The 18,403-nt window shown below is 57.0% G+C and carries 17 protein-coding genes and 1 pseudogene; 8 read left to right on the forward strand and 10 right to left on the reverse strand.

Translation table 11 applies throughout. From position 1 onward, the window contains the following. The first annotated feature begins 68 nt into the window (after positions 1 to 68). The 3 genes from HBO24_RS23060 (at position 69) to HBO24_RS23070 (ending at position 3,829) form a co-directional block, all read left to right on the forward strand. The gene (locus tag HBO24_RS23060) at positions 69 to 1,826 is read left to right on the forward strand and encodes a terminase ATPase subunit family protein (RefSeq protein WP_169851707.1); all 1,758 of its coding nucleotides are present in this window, start codon (positions 69 to 71) and stop codon (positions 1,824 to 1,826) included. Then, on the forward strand, positions 1,826 to 2,878 hold the full coding sequence (locus tag HBO24_RS23065; protein WP_170060388.1) for a phage portal protein: 1,053 nt from the start codon (positions 1,826 to 1,828) through the stop codon (positions 2,876 to 2,878). Before HBO24_RS23060 ends, HBO24_RS23065 begins: the two co-directional genes overlap by 1 nt. Before the next feature lie 156 nt (positions 2,879 to 3,034). Continuing rightward, on the forward strand, positions 3,035 to 3,829 hold the full coding sequence (locus HBO24_RS23070; RefSeq protein WP_170060389.1) for a DNA adenine methylase: 795 nt from the start codon (positions 3,035 to 3,037) through the stop codon (positions 3,827 to 3,829). Positions 3,830 to 3,898: 69 nt separating this feature from the next. Here the strand turns inward: HBO24_RS23070 and HBO24_RS23075 are convergent, their stop codons facing one another. From HBO24_RS23075 to HBO24_RS23100, 6 genes are all read right to left on the reverse strand, one after another. Then, positions 3,899 to 4,285 (reverse strand): DUF2513 domain-containing protein, encoded by a 387-nt coding sequence (locus tag HBO24_RS23075; protein WP_170060390.1) that lies wholly within the window; start codon positions 4,283 to 4,285, stop codon positions 3,899 to 3,901. Between the two features lie 115 nt (positions 4,286 to 4,400). Then, positions 4,401 to 4,601 carry a hypothetical protein gene (locus HBO24_RS23080; protein ID WP_169960257.1) on the reverse strand — a complete coding sequence of 67 codons (201 nt, stop codon included), beginning with the start codon at positions 4,599 to 4,601 and terminating at the stop codon, positions 4,401 to 4,403. Positions 4,602 to 5,629: 1,028 nt separating this feature from the next. After that, positions 5,630 to 6,565 carry a copper homeostasis membrane protein CopD gene (gene copD, locus HBO24_RS23085; RefSeq protein ID WP_170060391.1) on the reverse strand — a complete coding sequence of 312 codons (936 nt, stop codon included), beginning with the start codon at positions 6,563 to 6,565 and terminating at the stop codon, positions 5,630 to 5,632. Positions 6,566 to 6,568: 3 nt separating this feature from the next. Then, positions 6,569 to 6,952 (reverse strand): copper homeostasis periplasmic binding protein CopC, encoded by a 384-nt coding sequence (copC, locus tag HBO24_RS23090; RefSeq protein ID WP_170060392.1) that lies wholly within the window; start codon positions 6,950 to 6,952, stop codon positions 6,569 to 6,571. A 56-nt stretch (positions 6,953 to 7,008) separates the two neighbouring features. After that, the gene (locus HBO24_RS23095; protein WP_170060393.1) at positions 7,009 to 7,896 is read right to left on the reverse strand and encodes a copper resistance protein B; all 888 of its coding nucleotides are present in this window, start codon (positions 7,894 to 7,896) and stop codon (positions 7,009 to 7,011) included. 10 nt (positions 7,897 to 7,906) lie between these two features. Then, the gene (locus HBO24_RS23100; protein ID WP_170060394.1) at positions 7,907 to 9,685 is read right to left on the reverse strand and encodes a copper resistance system multicopper oxidase; all 1,779 of its coding nucleotides are present in this window, start codon (positions 9,683 to 9,685) and stop codon (positions 7,907 to 7,909) included. Between the two features lie 629 nt (positions 9,686 to 10,314). On the opposite strand from HBO24_RS23100, the gene HBO24_RS23105 reads away from it, so the two are divergent. From HBO24_RS23105 to HBO24_RS29695, 4 genes and pseudogenes are all read left to right on the forward strand, one after another. Further along, positions 10,315 to 11,040 (forward strand): IclR family transcriptional regulator, encoded by a 726-nt coding sequence (locus tag HBO24_RS23105; RefSeq protein ID WP_128592901.1) that lies wholly within the window; start codon positions 10,315 to 10,317, stop codon positions 11,038 to 11,040. A 20-nt stretch (positions 11,041 to 11,060) separates the two neighbouring features. Beyond that, a complete protein-coding gene (gene hutG, locus HBO24_RS23110; protein WP_057438548.1) occupies positions 11,061 to 11,999 on the forward strand; it encodes a formimidoylglutamase in 939 nt (312 codons plus the stop codon). Between the two features lie 58 nt (positions 12,000 to 12,057). Further along, on the forward strand, positions 12,058 to 13,266 hold the full coding sequence (gene gltS, locus HBO24_RS23115) for a sodium/glutamate symporter (RefSeq protein WP_057438549.1): 1,209 nt from the start codon (positions 12,058 to 12,060) through the stop codon (positions 13,264 to 13,266). A 59-nt stretch (positions 13,267 to 13,325) separates the two neighbouring features. Further along, positions 13,326 to 13,624, forward strand: a pseudogene (locus HBO24_RS29695) (arginase); the annotation flags it as partial. Positions 13,625 to 14,128: 504 nt separating this feature from the next. Here HBO24_RS29695 and HBO24_RS23120 read toward each other — a convergent pair. Next, on the reverse strand, positions 14,129 to 14,677 hold the full coding sequence (locus HBO24_RS23120; RefSeq protein ID WP_169960252.1) for a cytochrome b: 549 nt from the start codon (positions 14,675 to 14,677) through the stop codon (positions 14,129 to 14,131). Positions 14,678 to 15,183: 506 nt separating this feature from the next. Between HBO24_RS23120 and mqo the strand changes: the two genes are divergently transcribed. Continuing rightward, positions 15,184 to 16,830, forward strand: a complete 1,647-nt coding sequence (mqo, locus tag HBO24_RS23125; RefSeq protein WP_170044378.1) for a malate dehydrogenase (quinone) — start codon at positions 15,184 to 15,186, stop codon at positions 16,828 to 16,830. Positions 16,831 to 17,142: 312 nt separating this feature from the next. Here mqo and HBO24_RS23130 read toward each other — a convergent pair whose 3' ends face one another. The 3 genes from HBO24_RS23130 to HBO24_RS23140 form a co-directional block, all read right to left on the reverse strand. Then, positions 17,143 to 17,517 (reverse strand): hypothetical protein, encoded by a 375-nt coding sequence (locus HBO24_RS23130; RefSeq protein ID WP_057960278.1) that lies wholly within the window; start codon positions 17,515 to 17,517, stop codon positions 17,143 to 17,145. Positions 17,518 to 17,589: 72 nt separating this feature from the next. Beyond that, a complete protein-coding gene (locus HBO24_RS23135; protein WP_115128667.1) occupies positions 17,590 to 17,985 on the reverse strand; it encodes a type II toxin-antitoxin system VapC family toxin in 396 nt (131 codons plus the stop codon). Further along, on the reverse strand, positions 17,982 to 18,239 hold the full coding sequence (locus HBO24_RS23140; RefSeq protein ID WP_057438553.1) for an AbrB/MazE/SpoVT family DNA-binding domain-containing protein: 258 nt from the start codon (positions 18,237 to 18,239) through the stop codon (positions 17,982 to 17,984). Before HBO24_RS23140 ends, HBO24_RS23135 begins: the two co-directional genes overlap by 4 nt. Positions 18,240 to 18,403 lie beyond the last annotated feature (164 nt).

An 18,403-nucleotide genomic window follows, 5' to 3' on the forward strand; every position in this document is an offset into this window, starting at 1 on the left:
CTTGTAGAACGGGCTGTTACAAGGACGGGCGCGGGTACTGTACGCGCGCGGGCGGCAGCATCTGCGCCATGAATGCCATCGTCGAATTACCCACCGATCACCGCCGCCATGCCAAGCACCTGTATTGGCAGGGCTATCGCGTGTGCGAGATCGCCGAACTGATCGGGGAGAAGGAAAAGACCCTGCACAGCTGGAAGGCCCGCGACGAATGGGACCGGGCCACGCCTCTGGAGCGTATTCAGGCTGCGACCGAAGCGCGGTTGGTGCAGTTGATCCTCAAAGACCCCAAGTCAGGATCGGACTACAAGGAAATTGACCTGCTGCACCGCCAGCTTGAGCGGCAGGCGCGCATTCAGCGCTTCAATGAGGGCGGTACCGAAACCGAACTGAATCCGAACCTGGCCAAGCGCAACGAAGGTCCGAAGAAAGCGCCGAAACGCAACGAGTTCGACGAAGAACATATCGAAAAGCTGACCGAGGCCTTCATTGATGGCTGTTTCGGCTACCAGCTCGATTGGTACAAGGCAGGGAATCAACGCACCCGCGCAATCCTCAAATCCCGGCAGATCGGCGCGACGTACTATTTTGCTCGGGAGGCGTTGATTGATGCGCTGACCACTGGGCGCAACCAGATTTTCCTGTCGGCCTCAAAGAATCAGGCGCACATTTTCAAGGCTTATATCCAGGCGTTTGCCCGTGAGGTGGTCGGTGTTGAACTGACTGGCGACCCGATCATCCTGAGCAACGGCGCCGAGCTGCACTTTTTGGGTACCAACGCCCGGACGGCCCAGGGCTATCACGGCAATTTCTACTTCGACGAATTCTTCTGGACGTTCAAGTTCAAGGAACTGAACAAGGTCGCCAGTGGCATGGCGATGCAGAAGCAGTACCGCCGGACCTACTTTTCGACGCCTTCCAGCATGGCGCACGAAGCCTATACGTTCTGGACGGGGGAACGCTTCAACAAGGGCAAGCCAGCGGCGCAGCGGGTCAAAATCGACGTTTCCCACGACTCGCTGCAACAGGGCCGGCTTTGCGAGGACCGTGTCTGGCGGCAGATCGTAACCATCCTGGATGCTGAAGACCGTGGCTGCGACCTGTTCGACCTCGACGAACTGCGCCAGGAGTACGACGCCGAGGCGTTCCAGAACCTGCTGATGTGCCAGTTCATCGACGACGGCGCCAGTATTTTCCCGTTGGCAATGCTGCAGCCTTGCATGGTCGATAGTTGGGACCTATGGGCCGAGGACTACAAACCGTTTGCTGCCCGGCCGTTTGGGGATCGTCAGGTCTGGGTCGGTTACGACCCCGCCGAGAATGGTGACAGCGCGGGGCTGGTGGTAATCGGCCCGCCCACGGTGCCTGGCGGCAAATTCAGGGTGCTGGAAAAACACCAGTTCCGGGGTATGGACTTTGCGGCCCAGGCCGAAGCCATCCGCCAGGTGACCAGGCGCTATTGGGTGACATACATCGGGATCGATATCACTGGCATGGGCTCCGGCGTGGCGCAGTTGGTGAAGCAGTTCTTCCCGAACATCACCACTTTCAGCTATTCGCCCGAAGTCAAAACCCGCCTGGTGCTGAAGGCTTACGACGTCATCAAAAACGGCCGCTTGGAGTTCGATGCCGGCTGGACGGACATGGCGCAGTCACTGATGGCTATCCGCAAAACAATCACCGCCTCCGGGCGCATGTTCACTTACACGGCCGGTCGCACAGACGAAACGGGCCATGCCGACTTGGCGTGGGCGCTGTTCCACGCGCTGCACAACGAACCCCTTGAAGGGCAGACCACGGCGAATACCGGATTTATGGAGTCTTACTGATGAGCAGACGCAAGCGCGGAACCCAATTAGCCACCGCCCAGCCTCCCATTGAGGGGGATCTGCTGCCACCCGAGGCTGGACCCGTTGAGGCGTTTACCTTTGGCGACCCGACGCCGGTACTCGATGGCAGGGAAGTCCTGGACTATCTGGAGTGCTGGGCCAATGGGCGTTGGTTCGAAACCCCCATGTCCATGGATGGCCTGGCGAAGACGACGCGGGCCAGCGTGTACCTTCAGTCGGGGCTGAACTTCAAACGCAACATGCTGGCCCGCACGTTCGTTCCCCACCGGCTGCTGAGTCGCCAGGCCTTTGAGCAATTCGCCCTGGATTGGCTCTGGTGCGGCAACTGCTACCTGGAGAAGCGCAGCAACATGCTGCGCGGCACCATGGGCCTGCTGCCACCGCTGGCGAAGTACATGCGCCGGGGCGTCGACTTGGAGACCTATTACCAGGTGCGCGGCTGGAAAGATGAGCACGAATTTGCCCCCGGCTCGATTTGCCATCTTCGTGAGGCGGATATCAATCAGGAGATCTACGGCTTGCCAGAGTGGCTGGCTGCGCTGCAAAGCGCGCTGCTCAACGAGAGCGCCACGCTGTTCCGTCGCAAGTACTACAACAACGGCAGCCATGCCGGTTTCATCTTGTACATGACCGACGCGGCGCAGAAAGAGGAGGACATCGACTCACTGCGCACCGCGCTGAAGAACTCCAAAGGGCCAGGCAACTTTCGCAACCTGTTCGTCTACGCCCCGGCCGGGAAGAAGGACGGTATCCAGCTCATTCCTGTGAGTGAGGTGGCGGCAAAGGACGAATTCAGCTCGATCAAGAACATCAGCCGCGACGATCTGCTCGCAGCGTTGCGCATTCCGCCGCAGTTGATGGGCATTGTGCCGCAGAACGCGGGCGGGTTTGGATCGTTGCGGGAGGCTGCTGAGGTTTGGGCGGTCAACGAGCTGGAGCCGTTGCAGGCGCGGCTGGCTCAGGTCAATGAGTGGCTGGGGGAGGAGGTTGTCAGCTTCAAAGAATTTGAGCTTCCAACGGGGGGGAAGTAGTACCCCCGCGCAGTAAACGAGGCGACGAGCCGGTGCGCTAACACCTGCTCGACGCTGAATCACTCGAACACGCCGAGTGCTCCAACCAAGGCCTCGCCCCACTGCGCAGGGGGTGCGAAGCCTAAGCGAATCCAATTGTCGAAACAAGGATCACTTATGAGCACACCAATAATCCCGTGGATGGGCGGCAAGCGCCGCTTGGCAGATCGTCTAATTCCACTGTTCCCACCCCATGAATGCTACGTCGAGGTTTTTGCCGGTGGTGCCGCGCTTTACTTCATGCGGCCCCAAGCGGCCCCCGTTGAAGTTCTCAACGATATCAACGGCGACCTGGTGACGTTGTACCGGGTTGTCCAGAACCACCTGGAAGAGTTCGTGCGCCAGTTCAAGTGGGCGCTCAGCTCCCGCCAGGTGTTCGAATGGCAGAAGATGACCAGGCCGGAAACCCTCACCGATATCCAACGGGCTGCCCGGTTTTTCTACCTGCAGCACCATGCCTTTGCCGGCAAGGTCAGCGGGCAGACCTTCGGTACCGCCACCACTGGACCAGCCATCAACTTGCTGCGGATCGAGGAGAACCTGTCTGCGGCCTGGCAACGGCTGTCGGGCACCTATGTCGAGAACTTGGGCTGGCTGGAATGCGCCGAACGCTACGACCGGCCGCACACCTTCCATTACATGGACCCGCCTTACTGGCAAACCGCTGGTTATGGGGTGGACTTCCCGTTTGAGAACTATGAGCGGATGGCCGAGTTCATGCGGCGCTGCAAGGGCAAGGTGATGGTCAGCATTAACGACCACCCAGATATCCGACGTGTGTTTGCGGGGTTTCATTTCGAGACGGTGGACATTCGATACAGCACAACTAATCAGCGGCAGGTAAAGGCTGAGATTAGTGGGGAGCTAGTGATTATGAACTGGGCTCCAGAGGCGCTGGGGATGTTGTTTTGATTTAAAGGGGAGCGGGTATGAGGCCATACCCGCTTGACCTAAGCGCCGCAAAGACGGCTTTATGTTTCGTTACAGAGTAACCCCTGTATGCTTTTCTAGCTGCTGCTTGACCAATCCCTTCGCTAATTGGCCCAGTAGTTCGAATGTGAATCCGCTTGCTTTGAGCGCTCCTTCTTTCGTCATACTCCAAATTTTTTCGTCCCTGACCGAGTCGGCAAAATCGTGTCCAGATGGTGTGAGTCCAGAAAAAATATATAGTCCTCCGGCATTACGCGGCATATCAAAAAGTCCGCTTTGGATAGCGAGTTTGAGGTGGTACTCGACTTGGGCTGGGGTAAATCCATCAATTACCATGTCGCTCTCAAAGTCTTCGTAACTTACTAAATCGTTTGGTCCTTTATGATCTTTCTCGACTTCTAGAACAACAAGTCTCATCAAATCCATATCTCTTTGCATGTGTCTCTCCTGACGGATCTTGGCAGGGATGCCTGTAACCAGTAAAAGACGCTCCCACACCTAGTTAAAAGGGGGGATCTAACTGTAACTGGCGCTATTCGTAACGCAATAGAGCTTACTTTCGCATTCTTTTAGGCACCAGCAGACCAGCCGAGGCGGTCGGTTCAGCGGCACGGCCTAAATGGTACTCGGCATATTGGTCGTTACCATCGCGCCGGTCGAACAACCCTAATAACTTCCAGCCGTCATCCAGCAGCTCTTGGGCTTGCGCCTGGGTGGTCACCATTTTCAAAACTTTCGTGTCTTCAATCGCCATCGATCCAGCTCCTGGTTGAGTGAGTGCTCAGTGTAGGCACGGTGTTGGCCGTTGACGTAGTTTCAATGTGTCTTCGGTCGCGCAGATTGCACACCGAGGGGGATTGCTTGTTGTTGAAATATGTGTTGCTGGTGAGTGCGTTTTTCCGACTGTAACGCGTCTTCCCCTGGCGCGCGCCGTCGTCCCCCCACCTCGCCTGCGGGCTAAATGGGTCGCTTTTTCTGCACACCTGCAACCCCCTCAACACGGCGCTGGCCGGGGGCCTTTTTCCGATTTCCGAACTCGGAAATACCTGCGGAACCCTGCGCCGAGGGGATATTTTGTGGAGGGGCCCTGGAGGCTCTGTTGTTGAGGGGGAGGGGGGGAGTCTCAAAAAGAGTAATTTCAGTAATCTCCCCACAACAACGGTCTGGAGGCCACGTATTCCGTGGGTTAAGAGATTACAAAAAGGGGTAACAGAGAAGTAATTGAAAAGGTAATTTATTGTCAACTTATTGATTTTAAAGGGTTTTATAAAAGTTGAGAATTACATTTACAAAGAGTAATCAGATTACTTCAATATTACTTAAAGATTACCTTTTGCTCGAAACGTAAAACCCTTTAATTTCAATGGGTTGAGCGTAAATAGCGGTCAAGATTACTTATGTTACTCTTTTTTTTTGCCCAAAAAATTTCGAGTCTCAGCCCCCTCTACGTGCATGTGCGCACGTGTGAGCCGCTTCTGTTGATCACAGTGATTCGTCTGGGCGATAGGAGGTGCTTGGGCGGTGTGTGGATAGTGCCGATGTTGAGCCGTCATTTAGACGCAGTGTTGGCTTTCATTGGCAGATGATTGCTGCTGCATCAAGCACTTGATCTTGTGCGGATTCATATGCGGTGTTCTCGGTGGTAAACAACATTTTTCTGTCGCGCTTGGAACAGATCACCCGGCGCTTGGATTCCTGTCAGAAAACAGTGCTCCCTTTTCGGGCTGGCGATTAGTGGGCAGAGACTCCAGACCAAGCGGGCAATCTACAAATTTAGCAACACTATTGTGATGTTATCTCCATATCGGGGCTCAAGGTTCCCAGCCATGCCACTAGCCCCACAACTAAAATAGCTGCCGATAACTCGACCAACACGCTACGCCTTAATCTATTCGCGGCCATTTGATACTCCCCCTTGCGTAATGACTGCTCCAAAAGCGGGCCAAGGTGAAATCGGTTCAGTGCGGCCAGCACTAGCATCCCGGCAAACAACCCCACTTTAAAGATCAGCAAAATTCCATAGGTGCTGAGGATTACGTTATCGAGTTTTGGGCCCACGATGAACAGGTAGTTCACGATGCCTGTGACCGCGATGAGGGCCACGATCAATGCACCTACTATTTCGAACCGGGTGATGGCGCGGGCCAGCAATCTAATACGCTCTTCGGTTTTTAGCGTGTTGAGCTTTGCCATCCAGGCAAATGCAAATAACGCGCCGAGCCAGGCTCCAGCCGCCAGTAAGTGGAGTATGTCCGTTGAAAAATGCCAAAAACGACGACTGCCTTCATCCATCGCGCCATGACCGTTCCACGCCAGGCTTGCAAGGGCGATCCCTCCGGCAATAGCTGTAACTAACAAGCTAACGCAGGGCGCACGTGGATTGAATATCACCGCTAAACCACTGACGACCAACGCGATAATTCGCACGATGCTGGCTAGCCCTACGTTCGTTTCTAATACCATCATCTCAATATGCGGGCGCAGCTCAGCGAAGTCCGCCTCCCCGCTCATGGCGCTCGTCATCATCACCATGCTAGCGACAGACACCAACACACCGAGCGCCACGGTCTGCGCCAACATAGATTGAAATGGCAACACGGAGCCCGACACTCGCTCTTGCCCTTTAAGGCAGTACAAGCCAAAAAGCGGCACGCCAAAGAGCAGCATCAAATCCATGTACAGGAAGAAGCGCAGGGCAATGCTGGCCCAATCGCTCATCAATTACTTCACTTTGAACGTAACGTTGCCAGTGATCGGATGAGTGTCCGATGATACCGCGCGCCATTCGACTTTATAGCTACCAGCAGGCAATGGAGAGAGCGGCGTGATAACCATGGTTTTCGGGTCACTGCCGCCAGAAACCTTGGCTTTCATAGGCATTGGAGAGTGGGCCATGCCGGGCATTTCAGTCATGATCAGTTTTGCACCAGAGAACTGGGTCGTGAGGCTTTCGGAAAAGTGCAGTTCGATCTTGCCGGGAGCCATACCCTCCGCGCCTTCCTCCGGGGCTGAGGAGAGCAATTTCGGATGCGCCTGAGCGAGCGAGCTAAGAAGCAGGCTGGAGGAAAGTGCAATGGCAACAGCGGTGATTTTGATCAAGCGCATACAAGGCCTCTCACCGCTTCAAGCGGTAATTATTGTGATTGTTAAGTTGACGCATTCTAGAACCACAGCCGAATGCCAAGGACGAGACGTGCTTCGCTGCGATCCTCGCCGTCGTCGTTGGCATAATCAGCTGTTTTGCCGTAGGTGCGGTTCCAGGTCACGCCGATGTAAGGCGCAAACTCACGACGGATTTCATAGCGCAGGCGCAGGCCCGCTTCAGTGTTGGACAGGCCAGAACCGATACCTCGTTGCGGGTCGTTTTTGCCGTAAAAATTAATTTCGGCGGTTGGCTGCAAAATGAGTCGGTTCGTCAGCAGGATATCGTAGTCGCCTTCCAGCCGCGCGGCGGTTTGGCCGCCTTCACCAACGAACGCCGTGGCTTCGGTTTCAAAGTTGTACAGCGCCAAGCCTTGCACGCCGAACGCCGCCCAAGTTTGCGGGTCGCCGGGTTTGAAATCTTGGCGAATGCCGGTTACCACGTCCCACCATGGGGAGATCGCGTGGCCCCAGAGGGCCTGGATTTCCGCATCGTCGGTTTTGCCGTTGTTGCGCTCGCCTTCGGAGCGCAGCCAAAGACGGTCGATATCTCCGCCGATCCAGCCTGAGAGATCCCAAGCCAGGGTGCTGCCCTCATCGGCGTCCTGCCATTCAAGTTTGTCAGCGAGGAAGTAAGTATTGACCGCGGAGTCGTGCACATTATGTCCACCGGGGCTAACGAACACGGCGGCGCGATCAGCATCGGTCAATGTCGGAATCAGCGTGCGACTTTCGGTCGGCGCGGCAGACTGCATTTGGCCATCGTCCATGCTTTGCATCTGGCTGTGGTCCATTCCCTGCATCTGGCTATGATCTATGTGCTGCATGTCGTCCGTGGCCGCTAACGCCGAGGAAAGTGTCAGGCTCGCGGTCACGAGAACCAAAGAAATCGGGGTGATCCTGTTCATGGGTAGCGCCTCATTCTTCCACGCGAACTTCACGGAACATGCCCATTTCCATGTGGTACAGGAGGTGGCAGTGATAGGCCCAGCGGCCCAGCGCGTCAGCGGTCACTCGATAACTGCGCCGTGAGCCTGGCGGCATGTCGATGGTATGTTTGCGCACCATGAACTGCCCGTTTTCGTCTTCGAGATCGCTCCACATGCCGTGAAGGTGAATGGGATGAGTCATCATCGTGTCGTTGACCAGCACAATGCGAATTCGCTCGCCGTACTTGAGGCGCAGGGGGGCGGCATCAGAGAACTTCACACCGTTGAATGACCAAGCGAACTTTTCCATGTGGCCAGTTAGGTGAAGCTCTATGGTTCGGCTGGGATCGCGGCCATCCGGATCTTCGAAGGTGCTGCGCAGGTCGGAATAGGTCAGGACGCGACGTCCGTTGTCACGCAGGCCGAGGCCAGGGTCATCAAGCTTGGGGGAGGTGGTCATGGCTTGCATGTCCACCAGCGGATTGTTGCTTTCCGTCGCGGGGTGGGATTGCATTTCGCCCACTCCAGCCATACTGCTGTGATCCATGCCGGACATGCTATCCATGCCTTGCATCGAACTGTGGTCCATACCCGTCATTTGGCTGTGATCCATGCCCTCCATGCCGCCGCCCGTACCGCTGTGATCCATGCCGCCCATACCCATGTCATCCATGGTCAGCAGCGGCCTCGGGTCCAGTGGTGGTATCGAGGCGGACGCACCCGTCTTTACCGCAAGCGTGCCACAGGCATAGCCTGTGCGATCCATCGACTGGGCGAACAAGGTATAGGCATCCTGAGTTGGCTCAACGATCACATCGAACGTTTCCGCCACCGCGATGCGAAACTCCTCGACGCTAACCGGTTTGACGTGCAGACCATCTGCGGCGACTACCGTCATTTTCAGACCGGGAATGCGGACGTCGAAGTAGGTCATGGCGGAGCCGTTGATAAACCGCAGGCGCAGTTTCTCGCCGGGCCGGAATAACCCCGTCCAGTTCATGTCAGGCGGCTGTCCGTTCATTAAGTAGGTATAAGTCGCGCCGCTGACGTCGGCTAGGTCTGTGGGATTCATCTTCATTTCAGCCCACATCTTTCGGTCTGCGATCGTGGAGCCCCAACCTTTTTCACTGACATCGTGGATGAAGTCACCCACGGTGAGCTTGTTGTAGTTGTAATAGTCCGACTGTTTTTTTAACGTCTTCATCAGGCCAACCGCGTCTTCATCGGTCCAATCGGTAAGCATCACCACGTAATCGCGGTCATATTGGAACGGCTCCGGCTCTTTCGCATCGATCACCAATGGACCATAGACGCCGGACTGTTCCTGAAGCCCCGAATGACTGTGATACCAGTAAGTGCCGTTCTGCCGGACCTTGAACTGATATACATACACTCCACCCGGTTCAATGCCATGAAAGCTCAGGCCCGGCACACCGTCCATGTTGGCCGGCAGCAGAATGCCGTGCCAGTGAATGGAGGTGTCAGCTTTGAGTTTGTTCCTCACCCGCAACGTAACCGTGTCGCCCTCGCGCCAACGCAGCAGGGGGCCGGGTATACCGCCATTTATGGTCATTGCTGTTCGGGGGTTACCCGTGATGTTGACTGGGGTTTCGCCGATGAACAGGTCGAAATCTTTACCGGCCAGGACATTCGGCTCGCCGGGGCTGGTGATTGCCCAGACAGGTGTGCGCCATAGCCCAAGGCCACCGAGAATCCCGGCGGCTGTGAGTCCCTTTACAAAAGTTCGTCTTGATGCTTCAGGTTGCATGGCGCTTTTTTCCCAGTCAGTCGGATGACAGAGCAAGCAGGAGATACTGCCAAATTTGATGAAGAGTGTGATGGGAGCAAGCTTTCAGTTGGCTGAGCGAAAGATTACGGTTTTGTCAGTTTCATCCGCGGCTATGCCGTGACCCGCTGAATGGCCGCTCTTGGCCGGTTGCCGCCTATCGTGAGAGGGGGGGGGCTCACTGCATGGAGCGGTGTTGGTACGAAAGTGGTACGCAGGTTTCAGGTTGGCTCTGTAGGGCAAGGAATACGTGGCCTACAGTATTAGTGGTTCCAATCCATCATGGGGGCGACGGAGAAGCGACGGGAGAAAGCTTGTGGTGGAGCTGTGTGTTGGGGCATGAGGGTCTGAGGTGAGCTTTGCGAAGGGGAGCCTCTTGGGGAGGGATTGTTGGAGTTAAATAAATCTGTCTCCTTTCCATGTTCAACGATCAGTATGCAGTCAGTGGTGGGCAGCCGATGGAGGCGTTTGTTCACGCGATTCGGCAGATCATCCGTGAGACTAAGGCTGACCGCTGATCGTTATCTGCGGGTTTTTTCCCACTCAGTGGGAATCTGGTTTCAGTTAATGGAAAACTCGGTGCACCATGCCCGCAAGAGCATGAGGCCGATATGAACTACAACACGCCCACTGATCGCTTGCTGCAAATCCTCGTCACTCTGGGGCAATCCAGCGAGGCGATCTCCGCCAAAGAACTGTCCGAGCAACTGGCACAGCCGCTCAGCAGCACTTATCGCCATCTCAAGACCTTACTGCGCTGGGGGCTTGCCGAAGAGAACGGTCAGGGTCGCTATTTGCCAGGGCCAACCTGTTTGCAACTGGCCAAGAAATTCGACCGCGAAGCCGTGCTGGTGACCCTCGCCAAGCCGGAACTCAAGCGCCTGGCCGAGCAAAGCCAGGAAAGCGTGGCGTTAATGGTGCCCAGCAATGGCCAGGCGATTTGCATCGAGCTGGTCGACAGCCCACAACCGCTGCGTTGCTGCTACCAAAAAGGGTTGGCCCAGCCGCTGTTGGTCGGTGCATCGGCGAGAGTGCTGTTGGCCTATATGGATGAGGCGCAAAGCCTGTCGGCTCTGTTGGCGCAAGGCGTTGAAAGCGAGGAAGTCGCCACGTACCAGCGCAGTTTTGCCGATATCCGCGCTGCCGGTTATGCCGTGAGTGTGAGTGAAATCGACGACGGCATTTGGGGTATCAGCGCGCCGTTGCTTGACAGCCGCAATCGCCTGCAAGGCGCCATCAGCCTCATGGCTCCTGCCTCCCGGGCGCACACCCGCAGTGAACGCCTGATCCGCTGGACCCAGGACGCGGCCCTGCGCCTGAGTGCTCGGCTCGACTGAATTTGACTGGAGTTTCAAGCATGACTGCTGTTTCTGACATACCCCTATGGACAGGTCGTATCGACGCTGGCGAAGGGCAGGCTGCGCTGCGCTGGCATCAATGGGTCAAGCCCTTCTGCGAGGGTCAGTCTGCGGGTGCAGCACTGATTGGGCTGGCCTGTGATGAAGGAGTCAAACGTAATCAAGGACGCACCGGCGCCCGTCTTGGCCCGTCAGCACTGCGCAAGGCGCTGGCCAACCTGGCGTGGCATGGCCGGGCGCCGTTGTATGACGCGGGCGATGTGAGTTGCACCGACAGCAACCTCGAAGGCGCGCAGCAGATTTACGCTCACCACGTCAGCTATCTGCTCAACCAGGGGCATTTGCCGTTGGGGTTGGGTGGCGGCCATGAAATCGCCTTTGCCAGCTTTAGCGGCCTGGCCGATCACCTGCGCCAGGCCACCCCGCATGCGCGGATCGGCGTTCTCAACTTTGATGCCCACTTCGATCTGCGCCATGGTGAACAAAGCAGTTCGGGTACCCCTTTTCGCCAGATAGCCGAGTACTGCCAGCGTGCACGGATGCCGTTCACCTATTGCTGCCTGGGTGTCAGCCAGTTGAACAACACCCAGGCGCTGTTTGAGCAGGCGCAGCAACTGAATGTGCGTTACCGCCTCGACCGGCAAATGAACAGCTGGGACATACCCGCCTGCGAAGCGATGATCGATGAGTTCTTGCAAGACGTCGATCACCTCTACCTGACCATCTGCCTTGATGTCCTGCCCGCCAGCCAGGCGCCCGGTGTCAGTGCGCCGTCTGCCCATGGCGTGGACATGCAGATCGTCGAGCATCTGATACGCCATGCCAAGGCCAGCGGCAAATTGCGCATGGCCGATATCGCCGAACTCAACCCCGGCCTGGATATCGACAATCGAACCGCCCGCATTGGTGCGCGTCTGCTTGCCAGCCTGATCGATTAAGTTTTTCCGTAAATCCCTGAAACCGCTTGTTGAATCATAAGAAAAAGAGAAATTCGCCATGCTGACATTCGAACTGGATGCGCTGAGCACCCTCGCTCTCGCGCTGCTCCTGCTGGGCCTGGGTGCCCAACTGAAAAAACGTAGCTACTGGCTGCGTCACCTGTGTGTACCTGCACCGGTGATTGGTGGTTTTGGTTTTGCCTTGGTGATCTGGCTGTTACGTGATCAACAGCTGCTCAACCTGACCCTCGACACCAGCCTGCAAACCCCGCTGATGGTGGCGTTTTTCACCACTGTCGGTTTGGGTGGTAGCCTGGGTTTGCTGCGCAAGGGGGGCAAATTGCTGTTTATCTACCTGGGTGCGTGCTGGGGCCTGGCGCTGGTGCAAAACGTGGTGGGTGTCAGTGTCGCCAAGCTGCTGGGCATCGATCCGTTGCTGGGGATCATGGCCGGCGCGGTGTCACTGGAAGGCGGTTTTGGTGCGGCGGCAGCTTTCGGGCCGATTGCTGAAAACCTCGGTGCGGTCGGTGCGACCACTGCAGCGCTGGCAGCTGCAACTTTTGGCATGGTGGCAGGCGGCTTGCTGGGTAGCCCGCTGGCGCGCTGGTTGATCGAGCGCAACAAACTCGTGGTCAAGGCCGAAGCCGTTGGTAGCCTCAAGGCGTTCGAAGAAGTGGTCCATACCCCGCCGCCCGCGCTGGATGCTGCCACCTTGTTGCGCTTGTTGACCTGCATTGTGGTGATCATGGTGCTGGGATTCTGGCTGGGCTCCAGCTTGCAACAGCATCTGGGTATCGTGCTGCCGAGCTATGTGGGCGCCATGTTCGTCGCGATCATCCTGCGCAACCTCAATGACCGTGCTCAGGTTATCGAGATGCCCGACCAGGCCGTCAGCACCATCGGCGATGTGTGCCTGGGCATGTTCCTGACCATGGCAATGATGAGTCTGAAGTTTTGGGAGCTGGAGAAGCTCGGCTTGCCGCTGCTGGTGATTCTGGTGGTGCAGGTGGTGATCATGATTTTGCTGTGCGTGTTCGTCCTGTTCCGCCTGTTTGGCCGCAACTACGACGCGGCAGTCTTGTGTGCGGGCTTCATGGGGCATGGGCTGGGCGCGACGCCCAATGCAGTGGCCAACATGGGCGCCATTTGTGACCATTACAAGGTGTTCTCGTACAAAGCCTTCATCATCGTGCCGCTGTGCGGTGCCGTGCTGATCGACATTGTGGCTATCCCGATGATCACCTGGTTTATCAACGCATACAGTTGAGAATCACCTGGTTGCTTCATTGCTAAAGCGCGCCGAAGCCATCGCCGGCAGGGCGGCTTCTGTGTTGTGGGAGCCGACTTGCCGGTCAGGCGCCGATTGCCCGGCGTTTGGCCAGCGGCCGGGCCACGCGCATAGACATGCAGGACCCGAGCCCCTGCCAACCAATGCGCGTCCGGAAATTTTCTTCGTTGGCTCCGGTGACTATCATCACCTCACGCTGGCGTTTATTGCCGACTTGAAAGCGCCCATCAGCTTGATCCACTTCGATAACCACCCCGATTGGGTAGGCTTTGCGCCCAAGCGGTATTGTGGTTCGTGGGTCAATCGCGCGCTGAACATGCCGGCGCTCAAGCGCATTGAACCGCCCTGGGGTTCGCGGGGATAACGAAACCCCTTCAGAGATGTGGAAATCTTTGGATAAGCCATGACTCTGTGTTTATCAACGCGGGCCGCTATCCGTAAGGCCTAAACAACCTGACAGTGCCCCTGGAACACCTGATGGTGGATGACAGCATAGTGCGCGTTCATCACCATGGTGCGGCAAAAAACCATGTCAGGACGCCGAAGCCATGGGCAAGTCCAGAGGCGGACTGAGCACCAGGATTCATGCTGCCGTCAATGCCCTGGGGAACCCGGTACGCCTGCTGCTGACGCCCGTACAAGGCTCTGAATATGGCCAAAGGTTTACAAGGTTATGACTCAGATGCCTTCGTGGAGTTGATACAGCGCAATGGGGCTGAAGCCGTCATCCCCTCAAGAGGGAATCGTCTGACGCCCCGAAAGCTGGATCGACCTACCTACAAGGCACGTAATCTGGTGGAGCTTTTTTCTGAGGAGAGTACGGTTCCGGTGCCTTCCCACATCACTCGACGCGCCCCGGCAACATCCCCGCCAGTACCTTGTCCTTATCAACAAAATGATGCTTCAGCGCCACCATCACATGCCCACCTACCAGAGCGCCGCATAACCACGCGCTGTAGGTGTGAATCGCTTTTGCCAGGTCATAGAGGCTTTTATCCGGCTCCACCAGCGGCGGCAGCAGGAATAGGCCCGCAACCAGAATGGGTTTGTCAGCCACCGAGCTCCAGTACCACCCGGATATCGGCAATCCGAGCAGTGCCACGATGTACAGCAACAGGTGGCCAATAAACGCTGCACGCTTGAGCCGTGGTGTCATCGTATCGGGCATCGCCGGTGCTGCATGGGTCAGGCGCCAGGCGATGCGCAGGACGATAAGCAATAGCAGGGTGCTAGCCATCGCCTTGTGTAAAAACGTGAGTTGATGCTGCGGGTTGAATTCATCGCGCCAGTGAACGGCGACAATTCCCACCAGCCAGGCGGCAATCCAGATGAGTGCCATGCCCCAGTGCAGCCATTTTGCGGTGGCCGTATAGCTTTTTGTCTCTGTCATCTGGATGCGCGCCTGTGTTTTGGGTAGGCGCGATTATCGACAATTGGGCAGGGCGGAAAACCGTAAAAACTCGATGATTCCCATCGGCTTTTCTGATTTTCAGCATTTCTCTCCATCCTGCCGGGACTACAAACGCCGGGTCACAGGATGCCCTATTCCTCCGGTGGCGCTGAACCTGTCGCGAAGACGACCACCAAGTCCAGAACAGACGCCCGATCCCGCCGGAGCATGATATTCTGCGCGCCATCTTGGTCTATCCTTTCTCTGGTACGCACTCCCGAATGCGTACCGGCAGAGAGCTGTCGCCGAGGTAGCTGAAGCCAATAATGATAAAAAGTCAGCGCAGAAGGGACATAAAAGTGAGGTCGATACGTCGGCCTTGTGTGCCCACCCTGCAGTTCATGCGAGTACGGGACCCAGCCAAGCATTGCCTGATGTTTGGCGCACCACGGTTGCCGGAAGGTCAAGGACGGTAGGGCGGAAGGCGTTTTATCATAGGTGCTACGATGTTTAAAAAAGTGAACACTGCCCTGCTGGGGCTGGCTTTGTCGATAGGGATTACTTCCGTCCAGGCGGAAGAGGCAAAGAAAGTTGATGTGCTATTGATCGGCGGCGGCATCATGAGCGCGACCCTGGGTGTGTGGCTCAATGAGCTGCAGCCGGATTGGTCGATGGAGATGGTTGAGCGCCTGGACGGTGTCGCCGAAGAAAGCTCCAACGGTTGGAACAATGCCGGTACCGGTCACTCGGCCCTGGCTGAGCTGAACTACACCCCGGAAAACAAGGACGGCACCGTTGAGATCCCGAAAGCGGTCGAGATCAACGAAGCGTTCCAGATCTCCCGCCAGTTCTGGTCGTGGCAGGTTCAGCAAGGCGTTCTGAAGAACCCGCGCTCGTTCATCAACTCCACTCCGCACATGAGCTTTGTGTGGGGCGATGACAACATCAAGTTCCTGAAAAAGCGTTACGAAGCGCTGCAGGCGAGCCCGCTGTTTGCTGGCATGGAATACTCCGAAGATCCGGTACAGATCAAGAAGTGGGTTCCGCTGATGATGGAAGGGCGTGACCCGAACCAGAAAATCGCTGCGACCTGGTCTCCGATCGGCACTGACGTGAACTTCGGCGAGATTACCCGCCAGTTCGTCGCTCACTTGCAGACCACGCCCAAGTTCGACCTGAAACTGTCGAGCGAAGTGCAGGACATCACCAAGAACGCCGACGGTTCGTGGCGCGTCAGCTACAAAAACCTGAAAGACGGTACCAAGACCGAGACCGACGCCAAGTTCGTGTTTATCGGCGCGGGCGGCGGTGCCCTGCACCTGCTGCAAAAGTCGGGCATTCCTGAAGCCAAGGAATACGCCGGCTTCCCGGTGGGTGGTTCGTTCCTGGTGACCGAGAACCCAACGATTGCCGAGCAACACCTGGCCAAGGCCTACGGCAAGGCATCGGTTGGCGCGCCACCGATGTCGGTTCCGCACCTGGACACCCGCGTGCTGGATGGCAAGCGTGTGATCCTGTTTGGCCCATTCGCGACCTTCTCCACCAAGTTCCTCAAAGAAGGCTCGTATCTGGACCTGCTGACCAGCACCACCACCCACAACATCTGGCCAATGACCAAAGTCGGTATTCGTGAATACCCACTGGTCGAGTACCTCGCCGGCCAGTTGATGCAGTCGGATGACGACCGCTTCAAGGCGCTGCAAGAGTACTTCCCGAACGCCAAGAAAGAAGACTGGCGCTTGTGGCAAGCCGGTCAGCGTGTGCAGATCATCAAGCGTGACGAAGAGCAGGGCGGCGTCCTGAAACTCGGTACCGAAGTGGTCAGCTCCGCCGACAACACCATCGCTGGCCTGTTGGGTGCGTCGCCAGGTGCATCCACCGCAGCACCGATCATGCTGACGGTGCTGGAAAAAGTGTTCAAGGACAAGGTCGCTACCCCGGCCTGGCAGGAGAAGCTGAAGCAGATCGTGCCGAGCTATGGCACCAAGCTGAACGGCAGCCCTGAGCGCGTTGCGCAAGAATGGGCCTACACCGCCAAGGTGTTGCAACTGACGCCTCCGCCAGCCATGCCGCAAATGGCTGCTCCACAGGCGACCGAGGCTGCCAAGCCTGCGGCCGAGCCGAGCAAGCCGGCGGCTGACATTGCACTGTAAGCGGTTGACGCAGTCCTGAGACAGGATTGAATCGACAGTTAAAAAACCGCTGAACCGGTAACGGTCAGCGGGTTTTTTGATTGTGGCTATTCGGTCTGCTCAAAAGGGCCGAATACTGAACCCTTTTTTGATCTGCTCATGTAGGTGCAATGCCAGATGATTAGCGCTATCAGAAAGTAAATAAAGCTGATGCGGCGGCAGCCCAGGTAACTGTATTCCGGGGATGAGTTTGGTCAGCCCGGTGGGTTTGAAGAGGCAGGCGATGGTGCGTGCGTCGTAAACATCATGCCCAGGTCGCCTGGATAGGGTTCTTCAGGTCGGCTTTTTGGTTCCCAGCAGCCGCACTTCCTTGAGCAACGCCGCGCCCAATTGCTCCGTTCCCAGTTCCTTGTACCCAACCGCCTTGATCTCACCGTTCTCTTCCGCCTGGATGATGATCACCGGCGTTTCCTTGCCTGTGCCCGCTTCGACGTGCATGGCGTATTGGGGGATCTCCAGCTTGATGGGCGTGCCTGCCGCCTTGCCTTTCACATTGATCAGAAACGCCGCACAGCCATTGTCGACATCGTCGTTGGTGGCCGACCGGCCGCTGACGAAACAGGTCTCTGGAAGGTCCGGCCAGGCGATGGTTTCTGCCAGGGCGAGGGTGGGTGTCAGGAGCAGGGCTGCGAGCAGAAGCGTGCGCACGTTGGGCGGTCTCTCAAGGGGCAGTGGAATACAGGTTTTACCAAAGCAGGTCCGTTGCAGCAACGCCAGGATTCAGCCCAGGCGACGCATGCCGACGGCTTTCGCGGCGTCGATATCAAAGGTGGCGGTGTATTCGCACCCGGCAGCGTGGGCACAGCGTTCGATCAAACAGTCGGCGAAGTCAGCCTTGGTCGTGGTAAATCGGCGCACGGCCTGCCAGATGAGTTCGGCATCTTCGATGATCAGTTCACGGGTGCGCAGCAGGGTTTCCAGAACCGCCACCAGTTGCGTCTTGGTGCATTGGTAGCAGCTCTGTAATACCCATACCAGCTCCACGACCGAGACCAGGCTGACGAAGCCCGGTGAAACAACGGTCAGGGATTCGATCAGGTTCGAGGCCGTGGCCGATTGAACCGGATCGTCCTGAGTGACATAGCGCACCAGCACATTGGTATCCAGGCCAATCATCCCGCTTTCGCTCCCTGCGCGGCGATGGCCTGGTTCATTTGTTCAATGCTGACGGCCTTGGCGGGCTTGCGGATCAGGCCCTTGAGGTCCTGGACGCTGTGGTTGGCAGCGATAATGGCAAACTTGCCATCTTCCATTTCGACAAACTCCACCCGGTCTCCAGTGTCCAGGCCCAACGCGCTGCGGACTTGAACGGGGATGGTGATTTGCCCTTTTGAGGTGAGTGTGGCGGTGGCCATAATGAAGATCTCCATCGGGATATTCCTTACCTTAGGGTAAGGAATAATGGAGGACAAGATCCGTTGGTCCATAGGTCGCTCTGCTGGTAGGTGTCGGTGGTCGGAATAGATAAAACCCTAGTCCGCTTTCGCTCCCTCGACACCCCTCAGATGGCTCTAAAGCAATACAACCTATGACC

Source organism: Pseudomonas sp. WS 5410, from assembly GCF_012985645.1.
In the GTDB taxonomy this organism is placed as follows: Bacteria; Pseudomonadota; Gammaproteobacteria; order Pseudomonadales; family Pseudomonadaceae; genus Aquipseudomonas; species Aquipseudomonas shahriarae.

Coding starts and splice junctions, on each gene's coding strand:
- HBO24_RS23060 (WP_169851707.1), top strand. CDS start 69: ATGAATGCCATCGTCGAATTACCCACCGATCACCGCCGCCATGCCAAG.
- HBO24_RS23065 (WP_170060388.1), top strand. CDS start 1,826: ATGAGCAGACGCAAGCGCGGAACCCAATTAGCCACCGCCCAGCCTCCC.
- HBO24_RS23070 (WP_170060389.1), top strand. CDS start 3,035: ATGAGCACACCAATAATCCCGTGGATGGGCGGCAAGCGCCGCTTGGCA.
- HBO24_RS23075 (WP_170060390.1), bottom strand. CDS start 4,285: ATGCAAAGAGATATGGATTTGATGAGACTTGTTGTTCTAGAAGTCGAG.
- HBO24_RS23080 (WP_169960257.1), bottom strand. CDS start 4,601: ATGGCGATTGAAGACACGAAAGTTTTGAAAATGGTGACCACCCAGGCG.
- copD (WP_170060391.1), bottom strand. CDS start 6,565: ATGAGCGATTGGGCCAGCATTGCCCTGCGCTTCTTCCTGTACATGGAT.
- copC (WP_170060392.1), bottom strand. CDS start 6,952: ATGCGCTTGATCAAAATCACCGCTGTTGCCATTGCACTTTCCTCCAGC.
- HBO24_RS23095 (WP_170060393.1), bottom strand. CDS start 7,896: ATGAACAGGATCACCCCGATTTCTTTGGTTCTCGTGACCGCGAGCCTG.
- HBO24_RS23100 (WP_170060394.1), bottom strand. CDS start 9,685: ATGCAACCTGAAGCATCAAGACGAACTTTTGTAAAGGGACTCACAGCC.
- HBO24_RS23105 (WP_128592901.1), top strand. CDS start 10,315: ATGAACTACAACACGCCCACTGATCGCTTGCTGCAAATCCTCGTCACT.
- hutG (WP_057438548.1), top strand. CDS start 11,061: ATGACTGCTGTTTCTGACATACCCCTATGGACAGGTCGTATCGACGCT.
- gltS (WP_057438549.1), top strand. CDS start 12,058: ATGCTGACATTCGAACTGGATGCGCTGAGCACCCTCGCTCTCGCGCTG.
- HBO24_RS23120 (WP_169960252.1), bottom strand. CDS start 14,677: ATGACAGAGACAAAAAGCTATACGGCCACCGCAAAATGGCTGCACTGG.
- mqo (WP_170044378.1), top strand. CDS start 15,184: ATGTTTAAAAAAGTGAACACTGCCCTGCTGGGGCTGGCTTTGTCGATA.
- HBO24_RS23135 (WP_115128667.1), bottom strand. CDS start 17,985: ATGATTGGCCTGGATACCAATGTGCTGGTGCGCTATGTCACTCAGGAC.
- HBO24_RS23140 (WP_057438553.1), bottom strand. CDS start 18,239: ATGGAGATCTTCATTATGGCCACCGCCACACTCACCTCAAAAGGGCAA.